The sequence below is a fragment of the Streptomyces sp. LE64 genome, assembly GCF_052606915.1.
The window spans coordinates 250,963-277,798 of record NZ_CP199708.1; the positions used below are offsets into that span (position 1 = coordinate 250,963).

The 26,836-nt window shown below is 73.8% G+C and carries 26 protein-coding genes; 18 read left to right on the forward strand and 8 right to left on the reverse strand.

Features of this window, described 5'->3' with window-relative positions:
• The first annotated feature begins 173 nt into the window (after positions 1-173).
• The 7 genes from rho to ACSMX9_RS01000 all read left to right on the forward strand — a co-directional run bounded on the left by rho (position 174) and on the right by ACSMX9_RS01000 (position 7,612).
• Positions 174-1,337: a transcription termination factor Rho gene (gene rho, locus ACSMX9_RS00970; RefSeq protein ID WP_445399132.1), complete on the forward strand. Its 1,164-nt coding sequence runs from the start codon at positions 174-176 to the stop codon at positions 1,335-1,337.
• Positions 1,338-1,489: 152 nt separating this feature from the next.
• Positions 1,490-2,518 (forward strand): methyltransferase, encoded by a 1,029-nt coding sequence (locus ACSMX9_RS00975; RefSeq protein ID WP_445399134.1) that lies wholly within the window; start codon positions 1,490-1,492, stop codon positions 2,516-2,518.
• A 132-nt stretch (positions 2,519-2,650) separates the two neighbouring features.
• On the forward strand, positions 2,651-3,667 hold the full coding sequence (ligD, locus tag ACSMX9_RS00980; RefSeq protein ID WP_445399136.1) for a non-homologous end-joining DNA ligase: 1,017 nt from the start codon (positions 2,651-2,653) through the stop codon (positions 3,665-3,667).
• A gap of 105 nt (positions 3,668-3,772) precedes the next feature.
• Complete coding sequence (gene htpX / locus ACSMX9_RS00985; RefSeq protein ID WP_445399138.1) at positions 3,773-4,690, forward strand: zinc metalloprotease HtpX; 918 nt, start codon at positions 3,773-3,775, stop codon at positions 4,688-4,690.
• 5 nt (positions 4,691-4,695) lie between these two features.
• Positions 4,696-5,274, forward strand: a complete 579-nt coding sequence (gene pspAB, locus ACSMX9_RS00990; RefSeq protein ID WP_445402855.1) for a PspA-associated protein PspAB — start codon at positions 4,696-4,698, stop codon at positions 5,272-5,274.
• Between the two features lie 131 nt (positions 5,275-5,405).
• Positions 5,406-6,446 carry a PHP domain-containing protein gene (locus ACSMX9_RS00995; protein ID WP_445402856.1) on the forward strand — a complete coding sequence of 347 codons (1,041 nt, stop codon included), beginning with the start codon at positions 5,406-5,408 and terminating at the stop codon, positions 6,444-6,446.
• 68 nt (positions 6,447-6,514) lie between these two features.
• Positions 6,515-7,612 carry a glutathione S-transferase family protein gene (locus tag ACSMX9_RS01000; protein ID WP_351248361.1) on the forward strand — a complete coding sequence of 366 codons (1,098 nt, stop codon included), beginning with the start codon at positions 6,515-6,517 and terminating at the stop codon, positions 7,610-7,612.
• On the opposite strand, the gene ACSMX9_RS01005 is transcribed toward ACSMX9_RS01000, so the two are convergent.
• Positions 7,564-8,322, reverse strand: a complete 759-nt coding sequence (locus ACSMX9_RS01005; protein ID WP_445399140.1) for a hypothetical protein — start codon at positions 8,320-8,322, stop codon at positions 7,564-7,566. The two genes, ACSMX9_RS01000 and ACSMX9_RS01005, sit on opposite strands and share 49 nt — an antisense overlap.
• Before the next feature lie 33 nt (positions 8,323-8,355).
• Positions 8,356-9,153, reverse strand: a complete 798-nt coding sequence (locus tag ACSMX9_RS01010; RefSeq protein ID WP_445399142.1) for a VOC family protein — start codon at positions 9,151-9,153, stop codon at positions 8,356-8,358.
• Between the two features lie 233 nt (positions 9,154-9,386).
• On the opposite strand from ACSMX9_RS01010, the gene ACSMX9_RS01015 reads away from it, so the two are divergent.
• Entirely contained in the window at positions 9,387-10,280 is an 894-nt protein-coding gene (locus ACSMX9_RS01015; protein WP_445399144.1) for a pentapeptide repeat-containing protein, read from the forward strand.
• Positions 10,281-10,296: 16 nt separating this feature from the next.
• On the opposite strand, the gene ACSMX9_RS01020 is transcribed toward ACSMX9_RS01015, so the two are convergent.
• Positions 10,297-10,647 (reverse strand): DUF6479 family protein, encoded by a 351-nt coding sequence (locus ACSMX9_RS01020; RefSeq protein WP_445399146.1) that lies wholly within the window; start codon positions 10,645-10,647, stop codon positions 10,297-10,299.
• Positions 10,648-10,871: 224 nt separating this feature from the next.
• On the opposite strand from ACSMX9_RS01020, the gene ACSMX9_RS01025 reads away from it, so the two are divergent.
• Positions 10,872-11,495 (forward strand): hypothetical protein, encoded by a 624-nt coding sequence (locus tag ACSMX9_RS01025; RefSeq protein ID WP_445399147.1) that lies wholly within the window; start codon positions 10,872-10,874, stop codon positions 11,493-11,495.
• 12 nt (positions 11,496-11,507) lie between these two features.
• Here ACSMX9_RS01025 and ACSMX9_RS01030 read toward each other — a convergent pair whose 3' ends face one another.
• Complete coding sequence (locus ACSMX9_RS01030; protein WP_445399148.1) at positions 11,508-12,134, reverse strand: hypothetical protein; 627 nt, start codon at positions 12,132-12,134, stop codon at positions 11,508-11,510.
• A 240-nt stretch (positions 12,135-12,374) separates the two neighbouring features.
• Here ACSMX9_RS01030 and ACSMX9_RS01035 point away from each other — a divergent pair, with 240 nt between their 5' ends.
• Together ACSMX9_RS01035 and ACSMX9_RS01040 are read left to right on the forward strand one after the other, a co-directional pair.
• A complete protein-coding gene (locus ACSMX9_RS01035; protein ID WP_445399150.1) occupies positions 12,375-12,815 on the forward strand; it encodes an OsmC family protein in 441 nt (146 codons plus the stop codon).
• A gap of 71 nt (positions 12,816-12,886) precedes the next feature.
• On the forward strand, positions 12,887-14,743 hold the full coding sequence (locus tag ACSMX9_RS01040) for an ABC transporter ATP-binding protein (protein WP_445399152.1): 1,857 nt from the start codon (positions 12,887-12,889) through the stop codon (positions 14,741-14,743).
• Positions 14,744-14,795: 52 nt separating this feature from the next.
• On the opposite strand, the gene ACSMX9_RS01045 is transcribed toward ACSMX9_RS01040, so the two are convergent.
• Complete coding sequence (locus ACSMX9_RS01045) at positions 14,796-17,186, reverse strand: phosphoketolase family protein (protein ID WP_445402857.1); 2,391 nt, start codon at positions 17,184-17,186, stop codon at positions 14,796-14,798.
• 423 nt (positions 17,187-17,609) lie between these two features.
• Between ACSMX9_RS01045 and ACSMX9_RS01050 the strand changes: the two genes are divergently transcribed.
• The 3 genes from ACSMX9_RS01050 (at position 17,610) to ACSMX9_RS01060 (ending at position 20,110) form a co-directional block, all read left to right on the forward strand.
• Positions 17,610-17,978 (forward strand): hypothetical protein, encoded by a 369-nt coding sequence (locus ACSMX9_RS01050; protein WP_445399154.1) that lies wholly within the window; start codon positions 17,610-17,612, stop codon positions 17,976-17,978.
• A 717-nt stretch (positions 17,979-18,695) separates the two neighbouring features.
• Complete coding sequence (locus ACSMX9_RS01055; RefSeq protein WP_351248339.1) at positions 18,696-19,208, forward strand: lytic polysaccharide monooxygenase auxiliary activity family 9 protein; 513 nt, start codon at positions 18,696-18,698, stop codon at positions 19,206-19,208.
• Positions 19,209-19,360: 152 nt separating this feature from the next.
• Positions 19,361-20,110, forward strand: a complete 750-nt coding sequence (locus ACSMX9_RS01060) for an MBL fold metallo-hydrolase (RefSeq protein ID WP_445399156.1) — start codon at positions 19,361-19,363, stop codon at positions 20,108-20,110.
• Between the two features lie 4 nt (positions 20,111-20,114).
• Here the strand turns inward: ACSMX9_RS01060 and ACSMX9_RS01065 are convergent, their stop codons facing one another.
• A complete protein-coding gene (locus ACSMX9_RS01065) occupies positions 20,115-21,095 on the reverse strand; it encodes a hydroxyacid dehydrogenase (RefSeq protein WP_445402858.1) in 981 nt (326 codons plus the stop codon).
• A gap of 352 nt (positions 21,096-21,447) precedes the next feature.
• Between ACSMX9_RS01065 and ACSMX9_RS01070 the strand changes: the two genes are divergently transcribed.
• Together ACSMX9_RS01070 and ACSMX9_RS01075 are read left to right on the forward strand one after the other, a co-directional pair.
• On the forward strand, positions 21,448-22,263 hold the full coding sequence (locus ACSMX9_RS01070; protein WP_445402859.1) for a class I SAM-dependent methyltransferase: 816 nt from the start codon (positions 21,448-21,450) through the stop codon (positions 22,261-22,263).
• Between the two features lie 164 nt (positions 22,264-22,427).
• Complete coding sequence (locus ACSMX9_RS01075) at positions 22,428-22,868, forward strand: SPW repeat protein (RefSeq protein ID WP_366117470.1); 441 nt, start codon at positions 22,428-22,430, stop codon at positions 22,866-22,868.
• A gap of 147 nt (positions 22,869-23,015) precedes the next feature.
• Here ACSMX9_RS01075 and ACSMX9_RS01080 read toward each other — a convergent pair whose 3' ends face one another.
• Together ACSMX9_RS01080 and ACSMX9_RS01085 are read right to left on the reverse strand one after the other, a co-directional pair.
• Entirely contained in the window at positions 23,016-23,780 is a 765-nt protein-coding gene (locus ACSMX9_RS01080) for a response regulator (protein ID WP_445399158.1), read from the reverse strand.
• Positions 23,777-24,742: a HAMP domain-containing sensor histidine kinase gene (locus ACSMX9_RS01085; RefSeq protein ID WP_445399160.1), complete on the reverse strand. Its 966-nt coding sequence runs from the start codon at positions 24,740-24,742 to the stop codon at positions 23,777-23,779. Before ACSMX9_RS01085 ends, ACSMX9_RS01080 begins: the two co-directional genes overlap by 4 nt.
• Positions 24,743-25,033: 291 nt before the next feature.
• On the opposite strand from ACSMX9_RS01085, the gene ACSMX9_RS01090 reads away from it, so the two are divergent.
• Positions 25,034-25,519 (forward strand): cation:proton antiporter regulatory subunit, encoded by a 486-nt coding sequence (locus ACSMX9_RS01090; protein ID WP_445399162.1) that lies wholly within the window; start codon positions 25,034-25,036, stop codon positions 25,517-25,519.
• 4 nt (positions 25,520-25,523) lie between these two features.
• Entirely contained in the window at positions 25,524-26,798 is a 1,275-nt protein-coding gene (locus ACSMX9_RS01095) for a cation:proton antiporter (RefSeq protein WP_445399164.1), read from the forward strand.
• The last annotated feature ends 38 nt before the right edge of the window (positions 26,799-26,836 follow it).

Genomic DNA, 26,836 nt, shown 5'->3' on the forward strand with positions numbered 1-26,836 from the left:
CCGTCGATCGACGTCACGCCGTGCCCCGCCGGGCGGCCGTGCGTGCGGTCGTGGTCACCGGGCCCCGATGGACCGCTGGCGTTCCCGCCGCGTCCCCCGCCGGGCCCCCTCCCCCCGTTCCTCCCTCGCGCCCGTCCGCTCGGGCGCAGCCCTCCGCGAAAGGACCCCCTCGCATGACCCTCACGCTCGAACACCCCGTCACCGTCCCCGAGGGACGGACGGAATCGACGGTGACCGGCGTCCTCCAGCTCTCGCCCCAGGGGCACGGGTTCCTGCGCGGCCCCGGTCTCCTGCCCGCGTCCGAAGACCCGCAGGTCCCCGCCGTGCAGGTGCGGCGGCACGGACTCCGCACCGGGGACACCGTGGCGGCAGTGCTCACCGCCGACCCGCAACGCGGTCGACGGCGGACGGTGACCCGGGTGGAGCTGGTGAACGGACAGCCCGTCAGCACCCTGCTGGAACGACCGCACTTCGCCGACCTGACCCCCCTGCACCCCCACGAACGGCTGCGGATGGAGCACCCGGGCGGGCCGCTGACCCTGCGGGTCACCGATCTGGTCGCCCCGATCGGCAAGGGCCAACGAGGGCTGTTGGTCGCCCCGCCGAAGTGCGGGAAGACCGTGCTGCTCCAGCAGTTCGCCGCCGCCGTGACCCGCAACCACCCGGACAGCGTCCTCATGGTGGTGCTCGTCGACGAACGACCGGAGGAGGTCACCGACCTCCGCCGCAGCGTACGGGGCGAGGTGTACGCGTCCACCTTCGACCGCCCCGCGGCTGACCACATCGCGCTGGCCGAACTCGCCGTGGAACGGGCCAAGCGGCTGGTCGAACAGGGGCGGGACGTCGTCCTCCTCCTCGACTCGCTGACCCGGCTGTGCCGGGCGCACAACAACGCCGCGGCGGCCGGCGGCCGCACCCTGAGCGGCGGAGTCGACGCGTCCGCCCTGATCGGGCCCAAGCGCCTCTTCGGGGCGGCGCGTTGCGCGGAGGAGGGCGGCTCCCTCACGCTCCTCGCCACCGTGCTCGTCGGCACCGGGTCCCGAGCGGACGAGTACTACTTCGAGGAGTTGAAGAGCACCGGGAACATGGAGCTGCGGCTCAGTCGCGAGCTCGCCGACAAGCGGCTCTTCCCCGCCGTGGACATCACCACCTCGGGCACCCGTCGCGAGGAACTCCTCGTTCCCGCAACAGAACTGACGGTCCTTCACCAACTGCGTCGCGCCTTCGCCGGGCGGGACGGGCGCAGTGCGCTCGGCACCCTGCTGGACCGGATGCGGGGAACGGCCTCCAACACGGCGTTCCTGCGTCAGGCCCGGCCCACCCTGCGGGGCACCTGAACGAGCCCCCGCGGGCGGGCTCCCGGGGCTGGCACGGCACCGCCGGATCGGCCATGATCACCCGGAACCGCGAACGGGACCCTCCGTCGCGGTCGCGCCGTCGGGGCCACCCGCCCGAGGCGGTGCACCCTCCTCAGATCCCCGGAGCGCACGTGACCACCATCCCGTCCCCGTCCGGCACCCCCGTCGACCGACTGATCCAGGAGTCCTGGGGGTTCGTCACGGACCGGGCGTTGCAGACCGCGGCCGAACTCGGCATACCGGACCTCGTCGCCGCGGGACCCGTGGGCCTCGACGAACTCGCCCGGGCCACCGACACCCTGCCGCAGCCCCTGCTGCGGGTGCTGCGTCCCCTGGTGGCGGTGGGCGCCCTCGGCCTCGACGGCCGGGGCCGCTACCTGCCCACCGCCACCAGCGCCCTGCTGGAGTCCGACCACCCGGACACCCTGCGCCCCTGGTTCCGGTTGATGTACCGGGTGACGTTCCGGATGTTCGACGACCCGATGGTGAGCCTGAGGACCGGGCGTCCCGCCTTCGAGGAACGGTTCCAGAACACCTACTTCGGGCACATGGCAGCGCATCCGGAGGACAACGAGGTCTTCCACACCGCCATGGCCTCCTTCACCCGCCGCACCGCCCGCGCGGTGGCCACCGCCCACGACTTCGGTGACGCGGGGCACCTCGTGGACGTCGGCGGCGGGCTCGGCACCCTGGTCACCGAGATCCTCACCCGTACGCCCGGGGCGAGCGCCACCGTCTTCGACCTGCCGCACATGGCGGACCCGGCCCGTGAAGCCCTCGCGGCGGCCGGGCTCGCGGACCGCACGGAGGTGGTCCCGGGGGACTTCTTCACCGCCGTGCCCGCGGCGGACACGCTGCTGCTCTCCTGGATCCTGCACGACTGGGACGACGAGCGTTCACTGGCGATCCTGCGCAACTGCCGTGCGGCGCAGAAGGAGGGGAAGGGGCGTCTGCTGATCGTGGAAGCCGTGCTGCCCGAACGCCCCACCACCGACCTCGCCACCGCGCTGGACCTGGTGATGCTGTTCGGCCTCGGGGGCCGTGAACGCAGCGGGGCCGAGTACGCCGCGCTGTTGGACGAGGCCGGATACCGCCATCTGCGGACCGTGCCCTTGGCCGCCGCGCCGGGCATGCACCTCGTGGAGGCCCGCACCCGCTGAGTCCGTGCGCCGTGCGGAAGCCCGGGCCGCGCGTGATGCTGGAGACGGAACGGTCCGCGCGGGCCGCGGCCCCGGGTGCCGGGTCCGCGGCCCGGGGCCGCCACCGCCCCGGAACCCCGTGGGAGTCGCCGCATGGCCGATGGAAGCGAACTGCTCGCCGCGCTGCCGCCCGCACAGGTCCGGTTGTTGGCCGTGGCCCCTCCGGGTCGGGAACTGGCCGCGCGGCCGATGCTGGCCACCCTGAGCGAGCGCCGCGAGTTCTCCCCCCGCTGGCTCTTCGAACGCAAGTTGGACGGCGTCCGCGCGCTGGCCGTCAGGGAGGCGGACGGGGTCGCGCTGTGGTCCCGCAGCGGACGCCGGATCGACGCCACCTATCCGGAGGTGGCGGCGGCCCTCACCGCGCAGGACCGTCCCGACTTCACGCTCGACGGGGAGATCGTGGCGTTCCGGGACGGCCGCACCGACTTCGCGCTGCTCCAGCAGCGGATGGGCCTCACCCGGAGCGCGGAGGTCGCGGCGAGCGGCGTCACGGTCGCCTACTGCGTCTTCGACCTGTTGCGGCTCGCCGGTGCGGACACCCGCCGGCTGCCGCTGCGCACCCGCAAGTCCCTGCTGCGCCGGGCGCTCGCCTACCGGGCCCCGTTGCGCTTCACCCCGCACCGCAACGAGGGCGGCGCCGAGCTGCTGGCAGCCGCGTGCGCACGCGGCTGGGAGGGGCTGATCGCCAAGCGGGCCGACAGCCGCTACCAGCCGCGCAGGTCCACGGACTGGCTGAAGCTCACCTGCTCGCAGGGGCAGGAGTTCGTGATCGGCGGGTTCACCGAACCCGAGGGCGGCCGGTCCGGGTTCGGCGCACTGCTGCTGGGCACCTACACCGGGCCCGAGCTGCGGTACGCGGGGAAGGTGGGCACCGGCTTCCCCGCCCACCTGCTGGTCACGCTGCGCGCCCGGCTGGACGCGTTGCGCAGGACGCGCTCGCCGTTCACCGGAGCGGTCGCCGAACCACGGGCCCGGTGGGTGGAGCCGACCCTGGTGGCACGGGTGGAGTTCGCCCAGTGGACCCGGGCCGGCCGGCTGCGCCACCCCCGGTTCACCGCACTGCGCGAGGACAAGGACCCGCGGGACGTGGTCCGGGAGCGGGCGGACTAGTGGACCGGTGCCCGGCGGCGCTGTCCTCCCGCCGCACGATGACGGACGATGGAGGTAGCCCGGCCGACGGTCGGGCGAAACCCGGAGGATACGGGGAGGTGGCCCATGCGGAGCCGCTTCGCACCTGATCGGCAGCTGACCGCGCGCATGGCGTTGACGCTGTTCCTGCTCGGTCTGTTGTACGTGGTCTTCGTGGGCGTGCTGATCGCCCTGCTGAAGTCGTGGGTCCTGGTCGTGGTGATCGCTGCGGCAGCGCTCGGCGCCCAGTACTGGTTCTCGGACCGGATCGCCCTGTACGCGCTGCGCGGTCGGATCGTGACGCCCGAGGAGGAGCCGCGGTTGCACGGGGTGGTGGACCGGCTGTGTGCCGTGGCCGACATGCCGAAGCCGCAGGTCGCGGTCTCCGACCTGGACCTGCCGAACGCGTTCGCGACCGGACGCAACGCCGATCACGCGGTGGTCTGCGTGACGCGCGGGCTGGTACGGCGCTTGGAGCCGGACGAGTTGGAGGGCGTGCTGGCGCACGAGCTGTCGCACGTCGCGCACCGGGACGTCGCGGTCATCACGGTCGCCTCGTTCCTCGGGGTGCTCGCCGGACTCGCCGTGCGCTTCGCCTTCTACTCGGGGGTGCTGGGCGGCCGGCGCGACCAGAACACCTTCGTGGTGGTGCTCGCCGTGGTGGGGGTGTCGGCCGCCGTCTACACCCTCAGCTTCCTGTTGATCAGGGCCCTGTCCCGGTACCGGGAGCTGGCCGCCGACCGGGCCGCCGCGCTGCTCACCGGGCGGCCCTCGGCCCTGGCCTCCGCCCTCACCAAGCTCAGCGGCGACATCGCCCGCATCCCCACCTCCGACCTGCGCACCGCCCAGGCGTTCAACGCGTTCTACTTCACCCCGGCGATCAGCGGCAAGGACGGCGGGGCGCTGGCGGTGCTGTTGTCCACGCACCCGCCGCTGGAGCGCCGGCTCGACCAGTTGGCGGACATCGCCGCACGGCTCGGGCCGACGCCGGACCAGGGGGGTTGACGGCCGTGGGCTTCCTCGACGTGCTGTTCGGACGGACCCGGCCGGTGCCGCCCGACCTGGACAACCTGTTCGCGGTGCCCGCCGCGGCGCTCACCCTGACCGCCGCCGTCGGGTTCTCGCCCACCGGAGTGGGGTCGGTCTGCTTCTCCAGCGTCGAGGGCGCGGAGTTCGCCCGGATCACGGACGAGGTGCGGCAGGTGCTGGGGGCCGACGCCGGGCGCACCGGGCCGCCGGTGGAGTCCGAGCGGGACTCCTTCGGCTACTCGTGGCTGGTCTCCCGCCGGTCGCCCGAGGAACTGCCGGACCTGGTGGGCGATCTGCACGCGGTGAACTCGACCCTCCAGGACGGCGGCTTCGGCCCCCAGCTGCTGTGCTCGCTCGTCGGCTTCCGGGAGCCCGGCGGGCGGTCCCTGGCACTGGTGTACCTCTTCAAACGGGGCACCTTCTACCCGTTCGCGCCGCTGTCCGGCGAGCGGCGGGACAACGCCATGGAGCTCCAGGTCAGGGCGGCGCTGGCGGACGACCTGCGCATCGAGACCGACCTTTCCCGGTGGTTCGCGCTGTGGGGAGCCCCGGGGCTGTGAGGGTCGGGCGCCGCCGTGCGTCCCGGCCGCGGGTGGGTGAAGCTGGAGTGCGGACGGGCGGGGGGACGGACCCGGGCCCGGCGCGAGGCGAGGTGGTGACCGTGGAGTCGGACGAGCCGCCGGCGGGTCCGTTGTCCCCGGTGGCGGCGCTGGAGCGCATCGCCTTCCTGCTGGAGCGCTCGCTCGCGCCGACCTACCGGGCCAAGGCGTTCCGCACCGCCGCCTCGGTGGTGGCGGGGCTCCCGGCGGACGAGGTGGCCCGGAGGGTGTCCGCCGGCTCCCTGGCCAAGGTGAAGGGCATCGGGCCGAAGACCGCGCAGGTGGTGGAGGAGGCGTACCGGGGGCGGGTGCCCGCCTACCTGGCGCGGGTGACGGAGGAGTCCGGCGGGCCGCTCGTCGAGGGGGGCACCGCGTTGCGCCGGCGGTTGCGCGGCGACTGCCATCTGCACTCCGACTGGTCGGACGGCGGGAGCCCGATCCGGGAGATGGCCGCGACCGCGGCTGCGCTCGGCCACGACTGGGCGGTGCTCACCGATCACTCGCCGCGGTTGACCGTGGCCCGGGGCCTGTCGGCCGAACGGCTGCGGGACCAGCGTGCCGAACTGGCCGCGCTCGCCACCTCCTGGTCCCCGTTCCGACTGCTCAGCGGCATCGAGTGCGACATCCTGGACGACGGCTCCCTCGACCAGGAGTCCGAACTGCTGGACGAACTGGACCTGGTGGTGGTGTCGGTGCACTCCAAACTGCGGATGGACGCCGGGGCGATGACCCGGCGGATGGTGACAGCGGTGCGCGATCCGCGGTCGGACGTGCTCGGCCACTGCACGGGCCGGCTGCTGGGCGATCCCGGTCGGCCGGAGTCCGCGTTCGACGCGGACGAGGTGTTCGCCGCGTGTGCGGAGACCGGCACCGCCGTCGAGATCAACTGCCGGCCCGAGCGCCTCGACCCGCCGCGGCGGCTGCTGCGCCGGGCGGTGGCTGCGGGCACGCTCTTCTCGATCGACACCGACGCGCACGCCCCGGGGCAACTCGACTGGCAGCCCTACGGCTGTGCCCGTGCCGAGGAGTGCGGGGTGCCGGCGGAGCGCATCATCAACACATGGACCGCGGACGAGTTGACGGCTTGGGCCGGCACCCGGCGCACCCCGTCCCGGACGGACGCACGCACCTGACCGGCGCGACCGGGCCGTACGGCACCGGATCGTCGGCGACGCACCGAGAACAGAAGGGGAACCAGGCGATGAGCCGGACCAACGGCAACGGCGACGCCACCGGGAACGCCTCGTACGGCAAGAAGCCGTTCAAGCGTTCGCGCAGTCACTTCACGGACCGCATCACCGCGGACGGCCGGGACGGCTGGCCGGTGGAGGCGGGACGCTACCGACTGGTGGTGAGCAGGGCCTGTCCGTGGGCGAACCGCACGATGATCTCCCGCCGGCTGCTGGGGCTGGAGGCGGCGCTCTCCCTGGCGATCACGGACCCGATCCAGGACGACCGGAGCTGGCGGTTCACCCTGGACCCCGAGGGCCGGGACCCGGTGCTCGGCATCCGGTACCTCAGCGAGGCGTACGACGCCCGGGAGAAGGAGTATCCGGGCGGGGTGAGCGTGCCCGCCGTCGTGGACGTGCCCAGCGGGCAGCTCGTCACCAACGACTTCCAGCAGATCACCCTCGACTTCGCCACCGAGTGGACGGAGTTGCACCGCGAGGGCGCGCCGGACCTGTACCCCGAGGCCCTGCGCGGCGAGATCGACGCGGTGATGGAGGACGTCTACCGGGACGTCAACAACGGGGTGTACCGATCCGGGTTCGCCAGCGACCAGGCGACCTACGAGACCGCCTGCCGGGCGCTGTTCCAACGCTTGGACGCGCTGACCGAGCGCCTGTCCGACCAGCGGTACCTGGTCGGGGACACCCTCACCGAAGCGGACGTCCGGCTGTTCACCACCCTGGTCCGCTTCGATCCCGTGTACCACGGGCACTTCAAGTGCAACCTGTGGAAGATCGCCGAGAACCCGGTGTTGTGGGCGTACGCCCGGGACCTGTACCAGACCCCCGGGTTCGGGGACACCGTGGACTTCGACCACGTCAAGCGGCACTACTACCAGGTGCACACCGGGGTGAACCCGACCGGGATCGTCCCGATCGGCCCCGAGCTGTCCGGCTGGCTCGCCCCGCACGGGCGGGAGCGGCTGGGCGGCCGGCCGTTCGGGGACGGGACCCCGCCCGGGCCGGTGCCGCCGGGCGAGGAGGTGCCGGTGGCGGGCCGTCCGGTGCCGGGCGCGGCAGGTCAGGGCGGAGGCGGGGGGACGGAAGTCGGTCGGCCGCCGATGGCGTAGGTGACCCTGCGCCGCAGCCCGCTCCAGCGGCGGTCGTGGCGGTAGGCCCTGGTCCGGGCGCGGGCCCGGGCCCGGGGCCGACGGCGGTAGAGGCGCCGGGCCCACCAGGAGTCGGGACGGGCCAACCGGACGGCGCCGACCAGGGCGAGGAAGGGCACCAGGACGCCGATCACCGCGATCCTCCCCTTGCCCTTCACCAGGGCGAGGAGCGACAGCAGCAGGTTCCCGAGGACGCTGAGGACCGCCGTCGCCCGGTTCTGGACCTCCTCGCCGCTGAGGCCGTCGACGCCGAACGGGGAGAAGCCGAGCAGCAGCAGCGAGGCCAGCGCCACGGTGACCACGACGACCTCGACGCTCTTGGTCCCCTCCGTGGTCCAGTACACGTCGCTCAGGTAGAGCACCAGCGCGAACTCGTCCAGGACCAGGCCGGTGCCCGCGCCGAACAGGACGGCGGCGATGCCGGTGCCGACGCCGCGACCGCTCCCGGCGAGCAGGGCGAAGCCGCCCACCACCATCAGGATGATCCCGGGCACCACGTGGTGCACGTGGAGTCCGCCGGGCGTGACGTTGCGGAACGGTCCCTTCCCGGCGCGGATCATGCGGGTCACCAGACGGGTGAGGGCGAAGGTGACCACGAACGACACCAGGGCGAGCAGCAGCGGGAGCTTGCCCGGCTCGACGATGTCCCGGTACCACCAGCCGCCGTCCACCCGGTCACCGCCCTTGGCCGACGCGGCGCCGGTTCATCTGCGGGGGACGTCGCTGGTGAGGGTGAACAGCCCTCCGTCGGGGTCGCGGACGGTCACCTCGGGGCCGTACGGGGTGTCCTGGCGGGCGGTCTCCTGCCCCCCGTGGTCGAGGGCGGCACGGACCCGGGCCTCCACGTCGGGCACCGGGAAGTAGACCTGCCAGCGGGGTCGGACGCCGACGCCGCCCGAGCTGAGTCGGGCCACGACGTGCCCCCCGCTGCGGAGGACCACCTCGTCCTCCTCGTACCCGACGTCGCAGCAGCCCGGCCGGTCACAGGCCCATTCGAGGACCTCGCCGTAGAAGATGGCGGCGTCGAAGGCGTTGCGGGTGCGCAGCCTGACCCAGGCGGGGGCGTCCTTGTGCCAGACGTCCCACCCCGCGAAGAGGCGGCCCGCCCAGATCCCGAACACGGCCCCGTCCCGGTCCGCGGCGAGGGCGCCCCGCCCGCCGGCCAGCGAGAGCGGGCCCACCGCGACCGTGCCGCTGCGCTCCCGGATGCGGGCGGCGGTGACGTCGGCGTCGCCCACCGCGAAGTAGGGCGTCCAGGTGACGGCCATCCGGGCCGTCGAGGCGTGCGCCCCGATGCCCGCCACCGGCATGCCGTCGCTGAGGGCGACGCTGAACCCCTCCCCCAGCCGCCCCTTGCGGAACGTCCAGCCGAGGACGCGGCCGTAGAAGCCCTGGGCCGCGTCCAGGTCGTGGGCGAGCAGGCTGACCCAGCAGGGAGCGCCGAAGACGGTGTCCGTGGTCAGGGGCTGTACGGCGTCGTCCGCCGGGGTTTCCTCGTCCATCGCGGGTCCGTCACCGTCCCTCGGGCTCGTCGGTGCTCTCCAGCCTGCCAGCATTCGGCGGGTCGTGCAGGGCGGCGCCCGGCGACGCTCCGGATGGTGCCCTTCGGCCGGGGGCGTCCGGTCGGCCGTCCGATCGGGTGAGGGGAGAATGAGCGGCGTACTGGAGGGGTGCGCCCGGGTCCGGGCGGCGGTCCGCCCCCTCGGACGGCCCCCTGAGCCGTCAGGAGAAGCGCGTGGCGTCGTTGGAGCAGAGTCAGGTCACGGGTCCCGAGGTGCGGGCGGACTGCTCGCGGTGCTTCGGACTGTGTTGTGTGGCGCTGCCCTTCGCCAGGTCCGCGGACTTCGCGGTCGACAAGCCGGCCGGGAAGCCGTGCGGGAACCTGGACGCCGGGTTCCGCTGCGGCATCCACGGCTCGTTGCGGCAGCGCGGTTTCACCGGCTGCACGGTCTTCGACTGCTTCGGCGCCGGACAACAGGTGTCGCAGGTGACCTTCGGCGGTCGTGACTGGCGTCGCGAGCCGGCCCTGGCCGGGCCGATGTTCGCGGTCTTCCCCGTGTTGCGCCAGGTCCACGAGTTGCTGCGGCACGTGCGGGACGCACTGGCCCTGGAGGGTGCGCACCCGGTGCACGGGGAACTGCGTGCCGTCGAGGAGCGGGTCGTGGCGCTCACCGCGGCCGGGGCGGACGTCCTCCTCGGCTTCGACGTGTCGCCGCTGCGCGCGGAGGTGGGCGTGCTGCTGTCGCGGGCCAGTGACGCCGTGCGCGCCGGGCGGCGGGGGCGCGATCTGCGCGGGGCGGATCTGCTGGGGGCCCGGTTGCGGGGCGCGGACCTACGGGGGGCGAGCCTGCGCGGGGCGCTGCTGGTCGCGGCGGACCTCTCCGGGGCGGATCTGCGCGGGGCGGACGTGCTCGGTGCGGACTTCCGGGATGCGGACCTCGGCGGGGCCGATCTGACCGGGTGCCTGTTCCTGACCCAGCCCCAGTTGGACGCGGCGCGGGGGGACACGGCGACCGTGGTGCCCGAGGGCTTCGGGGCGCCCGCGCACTGGCGTGCCGAGGCCCCGGCCACGGGGCCGGGGCGCGGCACCGGCGGCCAGAGCCGACGGCGCAGGGCACGGGGACGCTGATCGCCCCGGCCCGGGGTCAGTGGGCTCCGCCGCCGCCTCCGCCGAAGGAGCCACTGTGGCCCGGGGTCCAGCGCCTGCGGCGCTGGTCCTCGCTGCGTTTGTTGGGGAGGTGGCCGTGGAGCTGGTAGGGGTTGAGGCCGCCGTGCTTGTCGTACGGCAGCGCGTCCGGTTCGCGGCGCTCGCTGACCTCGTGCACGGCGCCGCCCTCGGGCAGGTGCGGTTGCTGGTCCCGGGTCGGGGGGTCCGGTTCTCTGCTGCGGACGCCGATGCCTATCCAGACGATCCAGATCAGGGCACCGACGATGACCGCCCCGACCAGGAGCGGAATGGCCACCAGAGCCCCGTCGGGCGCCGCAAGAAACACCATGTTTGCTGTCATATCACCCAAATACCCTCTACGGGGTGGGCCCAGTCCTCTTCCCCGCCTCCCGTTGCCGGCCCCTCCCCCGACGGTGCGCAGGGTGACCCCCCGGGCACCCTGCGCTCCCCGGATGGCCCCCGCCGGGCGGCGCCCGGCGGGGGCGGCTCCTAGCGTCCGAGGTGGAGCGGGGTCGCCCGGCACCGGGCGACCCGCAGGACGGGAGTGGTGAGATGCGGGCGATCGTACGGGGACCCGGAACCCTGGCCGTGGCACTGGCCTTCGCCCTGGGCGCGGCGCCCCCGGCCGGGGCGGAGGACGAGGTGCCGCCCCTGGACGAGGCGCTGGTCGACGACGTGGCCCCCGCGGCGGAACAGCCCCCCGCCGCCTGGGAGGTCGGGGTCACCCCGACCCACGTCCCGCCGGGCGGCACGCTGACCCTCAGCTCCCGCGGCTGCCGGGTGCCCACGGTCACCGTGGACTCGGGGGTCTTCGACCCGACGGAACTCCCCGAGGGGCGCTCCGCACCGGTCCAGGTCTCCGCGGAGGCCGAGCCGCGGGCCGAGCACGAAGTCACCTTCACCTGCGACGGCCGCGCGAAGGTCGTCCGGGTCACCATCGGCGAGCGGGACGGCTCCGCACCGCGGGAGCCGGAACACCCCCGGCCTCCGGTGGGTGATCCCGGGGACGCGCCCCCGCCGGAGCACCGGGGCGAGGGGCTCCAGGGCGTCAGGGCGGGGGCGGGCGGCGGGCCCGGGCCGCTCGAACCGGTGCAGTGGGCGCTCGGCGCCGCCCTCGTCGCGGGCTCGGTGCTCGCCGCGGGGTACTGCGCGGTGCGACGCCGGGGCAGCCGCTGAGCGTCCCGGCACTCAGTGCCGCCGGCCGCCGGCCCGGGCGCGCCGGGCCAGCGCCACTCCGGCGCCCAGCGCCCCCACCGCGAGCAGGCCCGCGCCGAGGACCGCCTCGGTACGCGTCGGCCGGCCGTCGAGGGCGCCCCCGAGCCCGCCGCGGACCCCGCCGGCGGAGGGGGCGGCGCCGGTCGGTGGGCTCGTCGTGGCGCCGGGGGTCCGGTCCGGCGGCGCCGGGACCGAGGTCGCCGGGAGGGGGGTCCGGACCGGCGGAGGGGTGGTGGGGCCCGCCACCAGGACACTGCCGATCCACCGACTGGCCGGGCTCCCGCAGTCGCCCTCGACCACGACGGCCACCGCCCCGGTCAGCCCGCTCGCCAACCGCCCGGTGGCCTGGTAGCGCCCGGCCCCCGCCGGAGCGAGCACCAGGGGCGCGGCCAGCCCCTGCCCGTCCGTCACCCGGGGTGCGGGCGCCGCCACCGCCGAACAGTCCACGATCAGGGTGAAGGACCCGCCGGGCGCCACCACGGACGGGGTCATCGCGGCGCTCGCCCCGCCCCCCTCGACGGCCGAGGCCACCAGGGCGCCCGGGGCCGCCACGGACAGCAGGGCGGTGGTCGTCACGACCGCGGTGCGGGTACGGAACACGGCCGTCCACTCCTTCGACTCCGTCGACGGTCCTTCGGTGGACGCGGGGTCCGGGACCACGTCAGCCCCTATCTCCCGCCGGGCCGGGGGCTAAGCGCGATCACCCCGCCACCCCCCGGTTCGGCCCAGCGATCGCCCCCGGGAGCACGCACCGCGGCGGCCGTTCGCGTCCCCTCCCGTGGCCGGGCGGGACCGGACGCGGTTCCCTGCTGGAGAAGGCCCCGTTCGACGAGGAGACCCATGGCCGACTACCGCATCGAGACCGTCCGCAACGACCACCGGGACTGGACCGCCCGCAACGACCGCGGTGCCGAAGTCCGGATCGGCGCCGCCGACGACCCGTCCGTGCAGCCCTCGTTCACCCCGGTGGAACTGCTGCTGGCCGCGCTCGGCGGCTGCGGCGGCCTCGTCGTCGACCGCACCGCACGGGCCGTGCCGCACCCGGACCTACGCATCACGGTGGAGTCGAGGTCCCTCCCTGAGGATGACGGCCGGGTGGGGGCCGTGCGCGTAACGTACGAGATGGCCCTGCCCGAGGGGGACGACCGGGCCTTCGACGTCTTCGCGCGCGGCGTCCGCCTGACCCACGAGAAGTACTGCACCGTGAGCCGCACGGTGGAGCACGGTGCCCGGGTGGAGGCCGTGCTGCCGGACGGCACGGTCGGCTTCGCGGCGGGCTGACGTCCGTTCCGCCGAGTGACCGGGACGGCGGAACGACGAACCAGCGACCCGACACCGGGGGGACCCGACCCGTGGACACCCAGCACGACGCACAGCGACCGGAGAAGCCGGACCCCGCCCCCTGGCGGACCCTGCTGGACCACGCCCGGCCGCACCGCCGGGCGCTGCTCCTCGGCGCCCTGTTGGGCCTGGTCACCGGAGCGACCGGGCTGGCGCTGCCGCTGGCGGCGAAGGCCCTCATCGAGAACCTGGGCCGGGACGAGTCCATCGCCGGTCCGCTCGTCGTGATGACGGCGCTGGTCGTGGCGAACGCGGTGATCGGCGCGCTCGGCGGGTACCTGCTGCGCCGGACCGCGGAATCGGTGGTCCTGGGCGCCCGCCGCGCCCTCACCTCCTACCTGTTGCGGCTGCGGATCTCGGCGATGGACCGCAGCGAACCGGGCGATCTGATGGCCCGGGTCACCTCCGACACGACGCTGCTGCGCGAGGTCACCACCGAGGCCCTGGTCGGGTTCTGCACCGGCGGGCTCACCCTGGTGGCGACGCTGGCCATGATGGGCTGGACGGACCCGGTCCTGTTGGCGGTCACCCTCGGGGTGATCGTGCTCGCCGGCACGGTGCTCGGGGTGATCGTGCCGCGGATCAACAAGGCGACCAAGCGCGCCCAGGAGTCGGTGGGGGCGATGGGGGCGGCGCTGGAGCGCGTCCTCGGGTCGCTGCGCACCGTCAAGGCGTCCGGCGCCGAGGCCCGCGAGGAGGCCGCGGTGCACCGTGCCGCCGAGGACTCCTGGCGGCAGAGCGTGCGCGCGGCCAAGTGGGAAGCCGTCGCCGGCAACACCGCCGGGCTCGCCATCCAGGTGGCCTTCCTGACCGTCCTCGCGGTGGGCGGCGCCCGGGTGGCCACCGGGGCGATCGGGGTGGGCACCCTGGTGGCGTTCCTGCTGTTCGTGTTCTACCTGATGAGCCCGATCCAACAGGTGGTGGGCGCGGTGATGCAGTACCAGACCGGCTCGGCGGCCGTGCTGCGCATCCAGGAGGCGCAGCGGCTGCCGGCCGAGCCGGTCGCCGCGCCGGCGGAGCTGCCCGGACCCGACGAGGCCCCGTTGTCCCTCGCCTTCGACCAGGTCCGCTTCCGGTACGCGGACGACGCGCCGCCCGTCCACCACGGGGTGACGTTCCGGGTGCCGGCGCGGGGGATGACCGCGTTCGTCGGACCGTCCGGAGCGGGCAAGACGACGGTGTTCTCCCTCATCGAGCGGTTCTACGACCCCACGGACGGCCGGATCGAGGTGGACGGCCGCCCCATCGGCGACTGGGAGCTGCCTCGGCTGCGCGCCGCCATCGGATACGTCGAGCAGGACGCCCCGGTGCTCTCCGGGTCGCTGCGCGACAACCTCCTGCTGGGCAATCCGGCGGCCGACGAGGACGAACTCCAGCGGGTGGTGCGGACCACCCGGCTGGCCCCCCTGGTCGAGCGGTTGCCCGAGGGGCTGGACACCCTGGTCGGGCACCGGGGCACCAAGCTGTCCGGCGGCGAGCGCCAACGGGTGGCGATCGCCCGGGCCCTGCTGCGCCGCCCCCGGCTGCTGCTGTTGGACGAGGCCACCAGTCAGCTCGACGCGGTCAACGAGGCCGCGTTGCGGGACACCGTGGCGGAGGTGGCCCGGACGACCACGGTCCTGGTGGTGGCGCACCGGCTGTCCACGGTCACCCTGGCCGACCGGATCGTCGTCATGGACGCCGGACGGGTCAGTGCGGTGGGCACCCACCAGGAGCTGGTGGGCCGGGACCCGCTCTACACCGAGCTGGCCACCACTCAGTTCCTCACCGCCGAACATCCCGAACATCCCGAAGAGGCCGGGGGGCCCGGGGGTCGCGGGGAGCAGCCCGAACCCGCCGTGCCGGCCCCGGTCACCGTCCGGCCTTGAGGACCGGCCCAGCACCGGCGTGCGGGGCGCCCCGTCCCGCACGCCCCGCCGGTCATCCGCTCCAGGTCCACTCGGCGACCTCGGGCAGGTCGGTGCCGTGGACCCGGATCCACGCGTGGTGCCGGGTCCGGACGTCGGCCATGGCCTGCCGCAGCGCCACCGCCCGCACGCCCAGCCCCGGTACCCGGTCCACCACGTCCATCACCAACCGGTACCGGTCCAGGTCGTTGCGGACCACCATGTCGAAGGGCGTGGTGGTGGTCCCCTCCTCCTTGTAGCCGCGCACGTGCAGGTGGGGGTGGCCGGTGCGGCGGTAGGCAAGCCGGTGGATCAGCCAGGGATAGCCGTGGTAGGCGAAGATCACCGGCTTGTCCGGGGTGAACACGGCGTCGTACTCGAAGTCCGTCATCCCGTGCGGGTGTTCGCCGTGCGGCAGCAGCCGCGCCATGTCCACCACGTTGACCACCCGGACGGAGAGCTCGGGCAGGTGGCGGCGGAGCAGGTCGGCGGCGGCCAGCACCTCCAGGGTGGGCACGTCCCCGGCACAGGCCAGCACCACGTCCGGCCCCCCGCTCCGGTCGGGGGCCTCGGTCCCGGCCCATTCCCACACCCCGACGCCGCGGGCGCAGTGCGCACGGGCCTCATCGAGGGTGAGCCAGTCGAAGGAGGGCTGTTTGCCCGCCACGACCACGTTGACCAGGTCACGGCTGCGCAGCACGTGGTCGGCGGTGACCAGCAGGGTGTTGGTGTCCGGCGGCAGGTAGACCCGGACGACCTCGGGGCTCTTGTTGAGCACGTGGTCCACGAACCCGGGGTCCTGGTGGGAGAAGCCGTTGTGGTCCTGGCGCCACACGTGGGAGGTCAGGAGGTAGTTCAGGGAGGCGACGGGTCGCCGCCACGGCAGCCGGCGGGCGGCCCGCAGCCACTTGATGTGCTGGTTGACCATCGAGTCCACGATGTGCGCGAACGCCTCGTAGCTGGAGAACACCCCGTGCCGTCCGGTCAGCAGGTACCCCTCCAACCAGCCCTGGCACAGGTGCTCGGAGAGCACCTCCATCACCCGGCCGTCCCGGGCGAGGTCCCGGTCGGTGTCGAGGAACTCGCCCTGCCACGCCTTGGCGGTGACCTCGTAGAGGGCGTCGAGCCGGTTGGAGGCGGTCTCGTCGGGGCCGACGACCCGGAAGTCCCGGCGGCGGGCGGTGTCCCGCATCACCGCCGCGAGCAGGGAGCCGAGCACCCGGGTCGGTTCGCGCAGGGCGGTGCCGCGCTTGTCGACGGGTACCGCGTGGTCCTCCAGCGGGGGGATCGGCAGGTCACGCAGGAGCAGCCCCCCGTTGGCGTGCGGGTTGGACCCCAGCCGCAGGGCGCCCTCGGGCAGGCAGGACAGCACCTGTTCGGTGGGGCGGCCGGTCGGGTCGAAGAGCTCCTCCGGCCGGTAGGACCTCAGCCACGCTTCGAGTTGTCGCAGGTGCGCCGGATCGTCGCGGACCTGGGCGAGCGGGACCTGGTGGGAGCGCCAGGTGTTCTCGACCGGCACCCCGTCCACCTCGGCCGGGCCGGTCCAGCCCTTCGGGGTGCGCAGCACGATCACCGGCCAGCGGGGGCGCTCGGGGCTGCGGCCCTCCCGGGCCTGCCGCTGGAAGGTGTCGATCCGGTCCAGGGCGGTGTCGAGGACGGCCGCCATCTCGTGGTGGACGGTCAGCGGGTCGTCGCCGCTGACGTGCAGCGGCTCGTGCCCGTAGCCGCGCAGCAGGTCGTCCAACTCGTCCTGGGGGAGCCGGGCGAGGACCGTAGGGTTGCTGATCTTGTAGCCGTTGAGGTGGAGGATGGGCAGGACCGCCCCGTCGCGCACCGGGTCGAGGAACTTGTTCGCGTGCCAGGAGGTGGCGAGCGGACCGGTCTCGGCCTCGCCGTCCCCGATGACGCAGGCGACCAGCAGCCGCGGGTTGTCGAGGGCGGCGCCGTAGGCGTGGGCCAGGGAGTAGCCGAGTTCCCCGCCCTCGTGGATCGAGCCGGGGACGTCGGGGGCGACGTGGCTCGGCACCCCGCCGGGGAAGGAGAACTGGCGGAACAGCCGCTCCATCCCGTCCGCGTCCCGGGTGACGTCGGGGTACGTGTCCGAATAGCTGCCCTCCAACCAGGAGTTGGCGAGGACCGCCGGACCGCCGTGCCCCGGCCCCCAGACGCACAGGGCGTCGAGGCTCCGGGCGCGGATCGCCCGGTTGAGGTGGGTGTGCACGAGGTTGAGCCCGGGCGAGGTGCCCCAGTGGCCCAACAGCCGGGGCTTGATGTGCTCGGGGCGGAGCGGTTCGGTGAGGAGGGGGTTGGCGATCAGGTAGATCTGTCCGACGGCCAGGTAGTTCGCGGCCCGCCAGTGGGCGTCCAGTGCGGCTGCTTCGGTGTCGGTGAGTACGGGGGAAGCCGGGGTGCGGACGTCCGGCATGAGCCTCATCTCCAGGGTGCATCGGCGGTGCGTCGGGGATCTCGCGGCGCCGTTCGGCGCTCGGCGGTGTTCTCTGGTGTTCGTCGGTGTGGTTGCTCGTCGGCGCTCGTTGGTTCCTGTGCTCTTTCGACCCTGGCTCCCCCGGGCCGGGCCCGCAACGCAGAGGACACGCCGTACGTGCGGGTGCACGTCTTCGCACGTGCCCCGCCGACCCCGGAAGGATTCCTCGCCGTAGGGATCGCTCAGCGCGACGCAGTAGACGCTCCTGGACACCGCTCCTCAGGGCTGCCGCCCCGGGGCCGGCTCGGTCTCGGCTCGCCGAGGCGGGCGGCGGGGGTCAGCCTGGTAGGGGCGGCCGCTCCGGCGGCCGGTCCGGCACGTGCCCCGGACACTCGGAGCACACGGGAGAGGGGATGACCCATCGTGAACAGCACGGCACACCCCGCGGCCGAGGTCGTGGTGGAGTTGAGTGACTGCTCGAAGGACGACGCGGGCACGGTCTTCGGCGTCCTGCGGTCCGTCTTCGACTGCGACCGGGGACCGAGCGACCTCCCGCAGGACGCCGCCGGCGGCCGTCCGTCCGTCTGGTCGGCGACCTTCGACACCACCCGCATCCGCACCGCGCCCCCGGCGACCGCCCTCCGGGACGCGGTGACCGCCGAGGCCCAGGGCGGCTACCTGGCCGTGGACCGGCTGCGGGCGGCGTTGGCGGCGGCGTTCACGGTGGAGCAGGAGGGCACGGTCTCCGGCGACCAGGAGAAGGAAGTGGAGTTGCTGTTGCGCAGCGGCTGACCCGGCTCCACCCCCTCCCCGCACCCGGACGGCCGGACGGGCACCCACCGGTGCCGTACGTCGCGCGGGAGCCCCACCCGCGCGAGACCTGCGTGCGCTGTCCGCCGAAAGTGCGCTCCACGGCATGCCGAACGCGCCGGCGCGCACCGCTGCGCCTCGCGCGCGGACGGGTTTTGCCGCTTGGCCGGGAGCACTCCGCGGAAGGGCGCTACGCCCCGTGACACCGGAGCGACATATGTGCTCCCCGTGTGCGCTCCCCGTGCTCCGACACCCCGACGGTCGACGGTCCTGCGGCGAAAGCCTGCGGAGGAATCGGGGAGGAAGAGTGCCCTTCCCGCGGGGATACCGTGAACGGTTGCCCGTGGAACCAGTTCGGGCGGCGGTGGCACCCCGGGCCGATTGGCCCGTTCCCTACGGTTTTGCCGCCTCGGCCGCCATGCCTCCAGACGCTCCCAACACCCGACAAGGACGACATACCACGGCCCCCAACTCGGCCGTACGCCAACCCCCTTGACGCCTCCGCCGCCGTGGGTATGGTCTGGTCCAAGAACAGCACCAGAACGAATCCTTCCGGATGCATGCGGCCCTCACTCCGTGCGCGCCCCGCACGGACCGCCGCCGCTCTTGGCCCCACCCACGAGTGGTCGTCCTCCACCCCGCCCGGGTTCCCCACTTCCCGGACCGGACGGAGGAACGGCCTGAAGTGAAGGAGAGAACGTGAACGTCAAGAAGAAGACCGCCGCGATCGTCGGCGCCGCGCTCGCCCCCGCCATCGCCCTCAGCCTGCCCGCCCCCACGGCCGGCGCCCACGGGTACGTCTCGTCCCCGCCGAGCCGCCAGGCGCAGTGCGCCGCCGGATCGGTCAGCTGCGGGAACATCAAGTACGAGCCGCAGAGCGTCGAGGGCCCCAAGGGGCTGCGGAGCTGTAGCGGCGGCAACGGCCAGTTCTCCGAGCTGGACAACGACGGCAAGAACTGGACGGTGACGCCGGTCAACCGCACCACCCAGTTCCAGTGGAAGCTGACAGCCCGTCACGCCACCAGCACCTGGGAGTACTACGTCGGCGGGCGCAAGGTCGCCGAGTTCAACGACGGCGGGGCGCGCCCCGGTGCCACCGTGAGCCACTCCGTCAACCTCGGTGCCACCGGCAAGCAGAAGGTGCTCGCGGTGTGGAACATCGCCGACACCCCCAACGCCTTCTACGCCTGCATCGACGTCAACGTCCGCTGACCCGGTCGCCCGCTCCGCCCGGCGCCGTGCCCTTCGGGGCGCGGCGCCGCGGCGCGTGCCGCCCCCCTCCCCCACGCCCGAACCCGTAGCCTGCCCGCGGGCGTTCCCGGTCGGACCCGGCCGCGGAACGGACCCGGAGCGGAAGGGGCGGCATGCGCGCGGGCACGATCGTTCGGGCGGCACCGGGGGTGCACCTGGTGCACGGCAGCGACACCAACTGGGTGGTCGTCACCGAAGGGGACGCGGTCACCCTGGTGGACACCGGATACCCCGGCGACCGGGACCGACTGCTGTGGTCGCTGGCCGAGTTGGGGCGTTCTCCGCACGAGGTGGCGGCCGTGCTCCTCACCCATGCGCACAACGACCACCTCGGCAACGCCGAGTACCTGAGCCGGACCTTCGGCACCCCGGTCCTGCTGCACCCCCGGGAGGCCCCGCACGCCCGGCGCGAGTTCCTGCACCAGATCGGGGTGGGTACGGTGCTCGCCAACGCCTGGCGCCCCGGCGTCCTGCCCTGGGCGGTGCGGGCGCTGCGGTCCGGTGGGACACGGCGGGTGCCGGTGGCCGCCCCGTGCCCGTTCCCGACCGAGGGCGCACTGGACCTGCCGGGTCGACCGGTCCCCGTGCACACCCCCGGCCACACGGACGGGCACTGCGTCTACCACCTCCCCGCCGCGGGTGTGGTGATCTCCGGCGACGCCCTGGTCACCGGCCATCCCACGAGCCGGCACCGGGGCCCCGGGCTGCTCCCCCCGATGTTCGACCACGAACGGGCCGCCGCCCTCGCCTCGCTCCACTCCGTCGCCGGGCTGGCCGCAGACGTCCTGCTGCCCGGGCACGGCCCGGTGCACCGGGGGTCGGTAGCCGCGGCTGCCCGGGCTGCCGCCGCGACCGCGGGTTGAGCCCTCAGGCCAGGAAGGGGAGCCGGGCGCGCAGGACGGGATGGGCGAAGCCCTTCCCCGCGGCCCAACGGGTCACTTCCGCGACGGCCAGTTCGGTCAGCCGCCGCCACTCGTTGCCCTGGGAGCCCGCCAGGTGCGGGGTGAGGAGGACGTTGTCGCACTCCCACAGCGGATGGTCGGCGGGCAGGACCTCGGGGTTCGTGACGTCGAGGACCGCACGGATCCGGTCGGTGAGGAGCAGTTCGGTCAGGGCTCCCTGGTCGACCACCCCGCCACGGGCGGTGTTCACCAGGACCGCGTCCTGCCGCATGGAAGTGAGCAGCGCCCGGTTGACGAGCCCCTCCGTCGCGGGCAGGAGCGGGGTGTGGACGCTCACCACGTCGCTGTCGGCGAAGAGTTCGCGGATGCCGACCGGCCGGGCGCCGAGCGCACGGGCCTCCGCATCCGTGACGTACGGATCGTGCAGCAGCAGTTCGAGGTCGTGGGGGCGCAGCAGTTCGAGGACCCGCCGCCCGACCGCGGAGGCGGACAGGACGCCCGCGGTGCGCCGGTAGTTGCCGTCGGTGCGCGCGGTCCCGAACCCCTCGTCGCGGGCCCGGCGACCCCGGTAGGCACGGGCCCGTTCCAGGACCCGCTTGCCGGACAGCAGGACCATCGCGACGGTGTACTCGGCGACGGGCAGCGCATGGGCGGCGGCGGCCGAGGAGACCTCGATGCCGCGCTCCCAGCAGGCGTCGGTGATGTGGTGGCGCACGGAGCCGGCGGTGTGCACCACCGCCCGCAGTGCGGGCGCCGCGTCGAGGGCAGCCCGGTCGAGGGGCGGGCAGCCCCGGCCGGTCACCAGGAGGTCGACGTCGGCGAGGGCGGCCAGCGCGTGACCGGTGGCGAAGTCGTCCAGGACCGGCAGGGCCTGGAGGTCGCAGACGGCGGCGAGGGCGGTCAGGGCCTCCGGTTCGAGGAGGGCGTTCGCGGCCTGCCGGGACATGGCGAGGGCGGCGCGGGGACGGGTCGGGGTCACGGTCTCTTCGCCTCTCGTGGGGACCGGAGTGCGCTCTGTCCGGCGAACGGCCGGCCCGTACCCACCGATCCGGGCACGGGTAGGGGCATCCTGGACGTCCCTGCGGAGAGCGGTCAAGCGGTTCCCCCTCCGAACTCACGGACACCACAAGCCCGTTCGCGACACTCCGCGCGTCCGGCTGCGTCGTGCCCCTGTCGCCACGGCGGGGCGGGTGCGGTTCCATGGGGGGATGACCGACGACGCGATCGAGAAGAACGGCGGACCGGAGCGGGAACCGGGCGACGGGGTGGCGGACGGACTCGGCGAGGAAGCGCGGCGCATGATGAGCGCCAACCGGGCGAACTGGGACGCGCGCACCCCCGTCCACCTGGCCAGCCGGTTCTACGGGCTGGACGAGGAACTCGACCCGGCCCGGTGGTTCGCCCCCTTCGAGTGGGGGGACCTCGGACCGGTCCGGGACCGGGACCTGGTCCACCTCCAGTGCCACCTCGGCTCCGAGACCCTCGCGTTCGCCCAACGCGGGGCCCGGGCGGTCGGCCTCGACCTCTCGGGGGCCTCGGTGGCCGCCGCACGGGACATCGCCGCGCGGGCCGGCGCCGACGTCCGCTACGTGCAGGCGAACGTGTACGACGCCGTGCGGGCCCTCGACGGCCGGCGGTTCGACATCGTGTACACGGGCAAGGGCTCGCTGTGCTACCTGCCGGACCTGGACCGGTGGGCGCGCACGGTGGCCGACCTCCTCCGGCCGGGCGGGGCGTTCTACCTGGTGGAGTTCCATCCCCTGCTCAACGCCCTCGGCCCCGTCCCGGGCCAGGACGAGGGCTCCGACCTGCTGCTGAGGCACGACTACCTGGCGGGGCGGGGGGCGATCCACCGGGACGCCCGGTACACGTACACGGACGGGCCCGCGGTGGCGGGCGCCACGGACAGCTTCGAGTGGCGGCACGGAGTGGGCGAGGTGGTGACGGCGGTGCTCGACGCCGGGCTGCGGGTCGAGGTGCTGCGCGAACACGACGAGTTGCCCTGGCCGCGCTGGCCCGGCATGGTCCGCACCCCGTCCGGCTGGTGGCGCCTGCCGGAGGGGGCGCCGCGCGTTCCGCACCTGTTCGCGCTGCGGGCCTCCGCGCCCGTCTGACCGGCGCACGCCTGGTGGGGGGTCGGTACGGGGTCGTCGGAAGATGACCCCGCGACGCCCTACACATAAAGAAAAAATGAGAGCACTATGGACATATCGACATGAGCGGCACGCGCGGTCGCGACGGCGTGGTCGGGCGTGTGGCAGCGAAGGAGTCGAGTCTCATGGCCGACGTCTCACATCACAGGGCGGACATCACCTCCCACCCTGACGCTTCCGAAATGCGGGCACGGTACGAGCGCGTGCTGGGCGACCGCGACGTGGCGTTCGTGGACGGACCGGTGTTCCTGCTCGGTCTGTACTGCGCCATCTCCCCGTGGACCGTCCACTTCGCGAGCGGCCAGCCCACCCTGGCCACCCACAACCTGATCGTGGGCATCGCGATCGCGGCCCTGGCCCTCGGGTTCACCGCGATGCCGACCAGGATGTACGGCCTGAGCTGGGCCATGTGCGCCATGGGCGCCTGGCTGGTCATCGCCCCCTGGGTGGTGGGCAGCAGCCCCGACACCGGCGTCATCCTCAACAACGTCATCGTCGGCGCCCTGACCTTCCTGCTGGGCTTGGCCTGCGTGGGCACGGCCATGCGCAGCGGACGCCAAGGGTGACCGACGAGACCCGCGGCAGGAGGTGACCACCGGTCGCCGCGGGTGACCCGAACGCCCACCCACCGGCCCGGCCACCGCGCCGACCGGTCGGTGGCGCACCCACGCGCACGAGGCTCCGAGCCGGCCCCGGGAACGCCCGGGGCCGGCTCAGGGGTCGATGAGGCCGGCCCTGATGGCGTACCGGGTGAGTTCCAAGCGGTCCTTGAGGCCCAGCTTCTGGAGCAGGTTGGCCCGGTGGCGTTCCACCGTCTTCACGCTGATGACGAGCAGGTCGGCGATCTCCTTGGAGGTGTGGCCCTCCGCGACCAGCTTGAGGATCTCCTCCTCGCGCTCGGTGATGGTGCGGGCGGGCAGGCGCTCCCCCCGCTCGACCCTCTCCAGGTAGCCGCGCACCAGCGCGGGCACCGCTCCCGGATGCACGAAGGGCTCGTCCCGCATGGCGGCGCGACAGGCTTCCACCAGGTCCCGGTCTGCGACCGACTTGAGGACGTACCCGCTGGCCCCGACCTTCAGCGCCTCGAAGAAGTACTGCTCGTTGTCGTACATCGTCAGGAAGAGGATGCGCAGGTGCGGTAGGCGCCGGGTGAGTTCGCGGGCCGCCTGCAGTCCGGTCATCCGGGGCATGCCGATGTCGAGGATGGCCAGGTCCACCGGGGTGGAGCGGGCCGCGGCGACCGCCTCGGCCCCGTCCCCCGCCTCGGCGACCACCAGGAGGTCGGGTTCGCCGTCGAGGATGAGCCGCACCCCCCGGCGGACCAGGGCGTGGTCGTCGGCCAGCAGGATGCGGACCGGTCCGGCCCGCCCGGCGGCCGGGCGCCCGGGGCGCGGCGGCTGGACGGGGCCCCGGCCCGGACTCCGTGGAGCGCGCCCCGGGGGCTTGCCCGCACCGGACGGCGGTTCGGATGGGGTCATGGGTCGGTTTCCTCCGCCGGTTCGTGGACGTGCAGCCGTACTTCCGTGCCCGGCGCCCCCGTGCGGGGACCCACGGTCAGCTCCGCCCCGATCAACAGGGCGCGTTCCCGCATGCCGCGGATGCCCGCCCCCTCGGCGGCGTCGCCGATGCCGCGGCCGTCGTCGGTGACCACCAGTTCGGTGCGGCCCCCGGCGCGGCGCAGTTCCAGGGTGACCTCGCGGGCCCGGGCGTGGCGGGCGGCGTTGGTGAGCGCCTCCTGCGCGACCCGGTAGACCACGAGTTCGGTGTCGTGGTCGAGGGCGGGTGCGGTGCGGGGGGCGCCCGCGACCCGGGTGCGCACGGCCACTCCGTGGTCGGGGAACTCGGCGCCGAGGGCGCGCAGGGCACTGGCGAGGCCGAGTTCGTCCAGCACTCCGGGGCGCAGCCGTCGGGCGATCCGACGGATCTCGTCCAGGGTGCCGCGGGTGGCCTCCTGGGCGAGGGCGACCTCCTCGCGCAGGTCCGCGGGGGCCCGGTCGGCGACGCGCTTGAGTTGCAGGAGCACGACGGTGAGGGTCTGGCCGACCTCGTCGTGGAGTTCCTGCGCGATGCGGTGCCGCTCGTCCTCCTGGGCGGAGAGCACCCGGGCGGTGCTGCTGGCCCGGTCGTGTTCGAGTCGGTCCAGCATGGTGTGGTAGGTGCCGATCAGGTCGGCCATCTCGGCGGGGCCGGTCACCGGGAGCCTGTTCCCGGGGCGCAGCAGGTCGGCGGTGGCCATCGCCCGGCTGAGCCGGCCCAACGGGGCGAGGCCGATCCTCAGGACCACCGCACTGACGACGAGCATCACCACGAGGCCGATCACCACGGCGAGCGCCTCCCCCGGGCGGACCGGGGTGGAGACCGTCACGGGGCCCAGCAGCAGCACGGCGGCCACCATCAGCACGGCGGCGTTGAGCAGGAAGATCCGCCAGAACAGCGACACGCTCCCCCTATCCTTCCTCGTGCGTGCGCGTGACGATCCACCCGCCACGGCCCCGGACCCGCGGCGCGGACCTCTCCCCGACCAGTGTCACCCGCTGATCGGGGGGCCGTCCATCCGTGGTGACACCCATGTCGGTGGTGAGGCGCTGATGGCAGCATGAGGCGGCTTCGCCGGGGCCGGTGGACGGGGGACGGCCGGGTGCGTGATCGACTGTCCCCCGCCGATCAGCGATCGGCGGCACCCACGCGGTACACGAGAACAGAGCGACACGACAAGAGGGGGGACCAGGCTGTGCCTGCTCCACGGATGCGGACGACGCCCTTGCCGGGGATCGGCGTCCAGTACGACCTGACCACACGGGAACATCAACACCTGTCGGTGGTGGCCCATCGGGACGGCACCCGCACGGTGAACATGTACCGGTCGGACGACCCGGACGCCTGCGCACACTCCATGCACCTCACCACCGGTGAGACGGCGTCCCTGATCGACGCGCTCACCCCCGAGCACCACAGCTCCAGCCTGCTGCACACCACCGACCTGGGTCTGGTGGCCGAGCGGATCGAGGTCACCAGCATCTCCCTGTGGAACGGCAAGGTGCTGGGCGACACCCGGATCAGGACCGAGACCGGGGCGTCGGTCGTCGCGGTGCTCCGGCGGTCGGGGGCGATCCCGTCCCCCGGCCCGGACTTCCGTTTGGCGGGCGGCGACACCCTCATCGTCATCGGCACCCGCGAGGGCGTCGAGGCGGCGGCCACGATCATCGGGCAGGAGTGAGCGCGTGCATTCTGCGGTCCTGTTGATCGAATTCGGTGCGATCATCCTCGCTCTGGGGCTGCTCGGACGCATCGCGGGCAGACTCCGGTTCTCGCCGATCCCCCTGTACCTCCTGGCCGGCCTGGCCTTCGGGGAAGGCGGACTGCTACCGCTCGGAGCGAGCGAGGAGTTCGTGGCGATCGGGGCCGAGATCGGTGTGATTCTGCTCCTCCTGATGCTCGGCCTGGAGTACACGGCGAGCGATCTGGTCTCCAACCTCAAGACGCAGTACCCGGCGGGCGCCGTGGACTTCGCGCTCAACGCGTTGCCCGGCGCCGCCGCCGCACTGCTGATGGGCTGGGGCCCGGTGGCGGCCGTGGTGCTCGGCGGCGTGACCTGGATCTCCTCGTCCGGGGTGATCGCCAAGGTCCTCGGCGACCTGGGCCGGGTCGGCAACCGCGAGACGCCGGTGGTCCTCAGCGTGCTGGTCCTGGAGGACCTGGCGATGGCGGTCTACCTGCCGATCATCACCGCGCTGCTGGCCGGGGTCTCGCTCGCGGCGGGCAGCGCCACGCTGGCGATCGCGCTGGGCGTCGCCGGCCTGGTGCTGTTCGTGGCGGTGCGCTACGGCCGGGTGATCTCCCGGTTCGTCTCCAGCGACGACCCGGAGAAGCTGCTGCTGGTGGTGCTGGGCCTGACGATCCTGGTCGCCGGCATCGCGCAGGAACTCCAGGTGTCGGCCGCGGTCGGCGCGTTCCTGGTGGGCATCGCGCTCTCCGGTGAGGTGGCCGAGGGCGCCCACACGCTGCTGAGCCCGCTGCGGGACCTGTTCGCAGCCGTGTTCTTCGTGTTCTTCGGGCTGCACACGGACCCGGCCAGCATCGTGCCGGTCCTGGTGCCCGCACTCGCGCTCGCCGTGGTCACGGCCGGCACGAAGATCGCCACCGGCTACTGGGCGGCGAAACGCGCCGGGGTCGGCGTCAAGGGCCGCTGGCGGGCCGGCGGCACGCTGGTGGCGCGTGGCGAGTTCTCCATCGTCATCGCCGGTCTGGCGGTGACCGCCGGGGTGGAACCCTCGCTCGGCCCGCTGGCCACCGCCTACGTGCTGATCCTCGTGGTGATCGGGCCGCTGACCGCCCGTTTCACCGAACCGATCGCGGCACGTGTCACCGCCCACCTGCGGGAACGACGCGGCCAGCCTCCCCTCGTCGAGAGCGGGATCGTGCTGCCCGAGCAGTCGACGTCCTCGCCCGGAGCGGCGGAGTCCGCGGAGGCGAAGCACTCCTCGACCCGCGAGTGACCGGGTGCCCCGCCCGGGTGTCCGACCCGGGCGGGGCC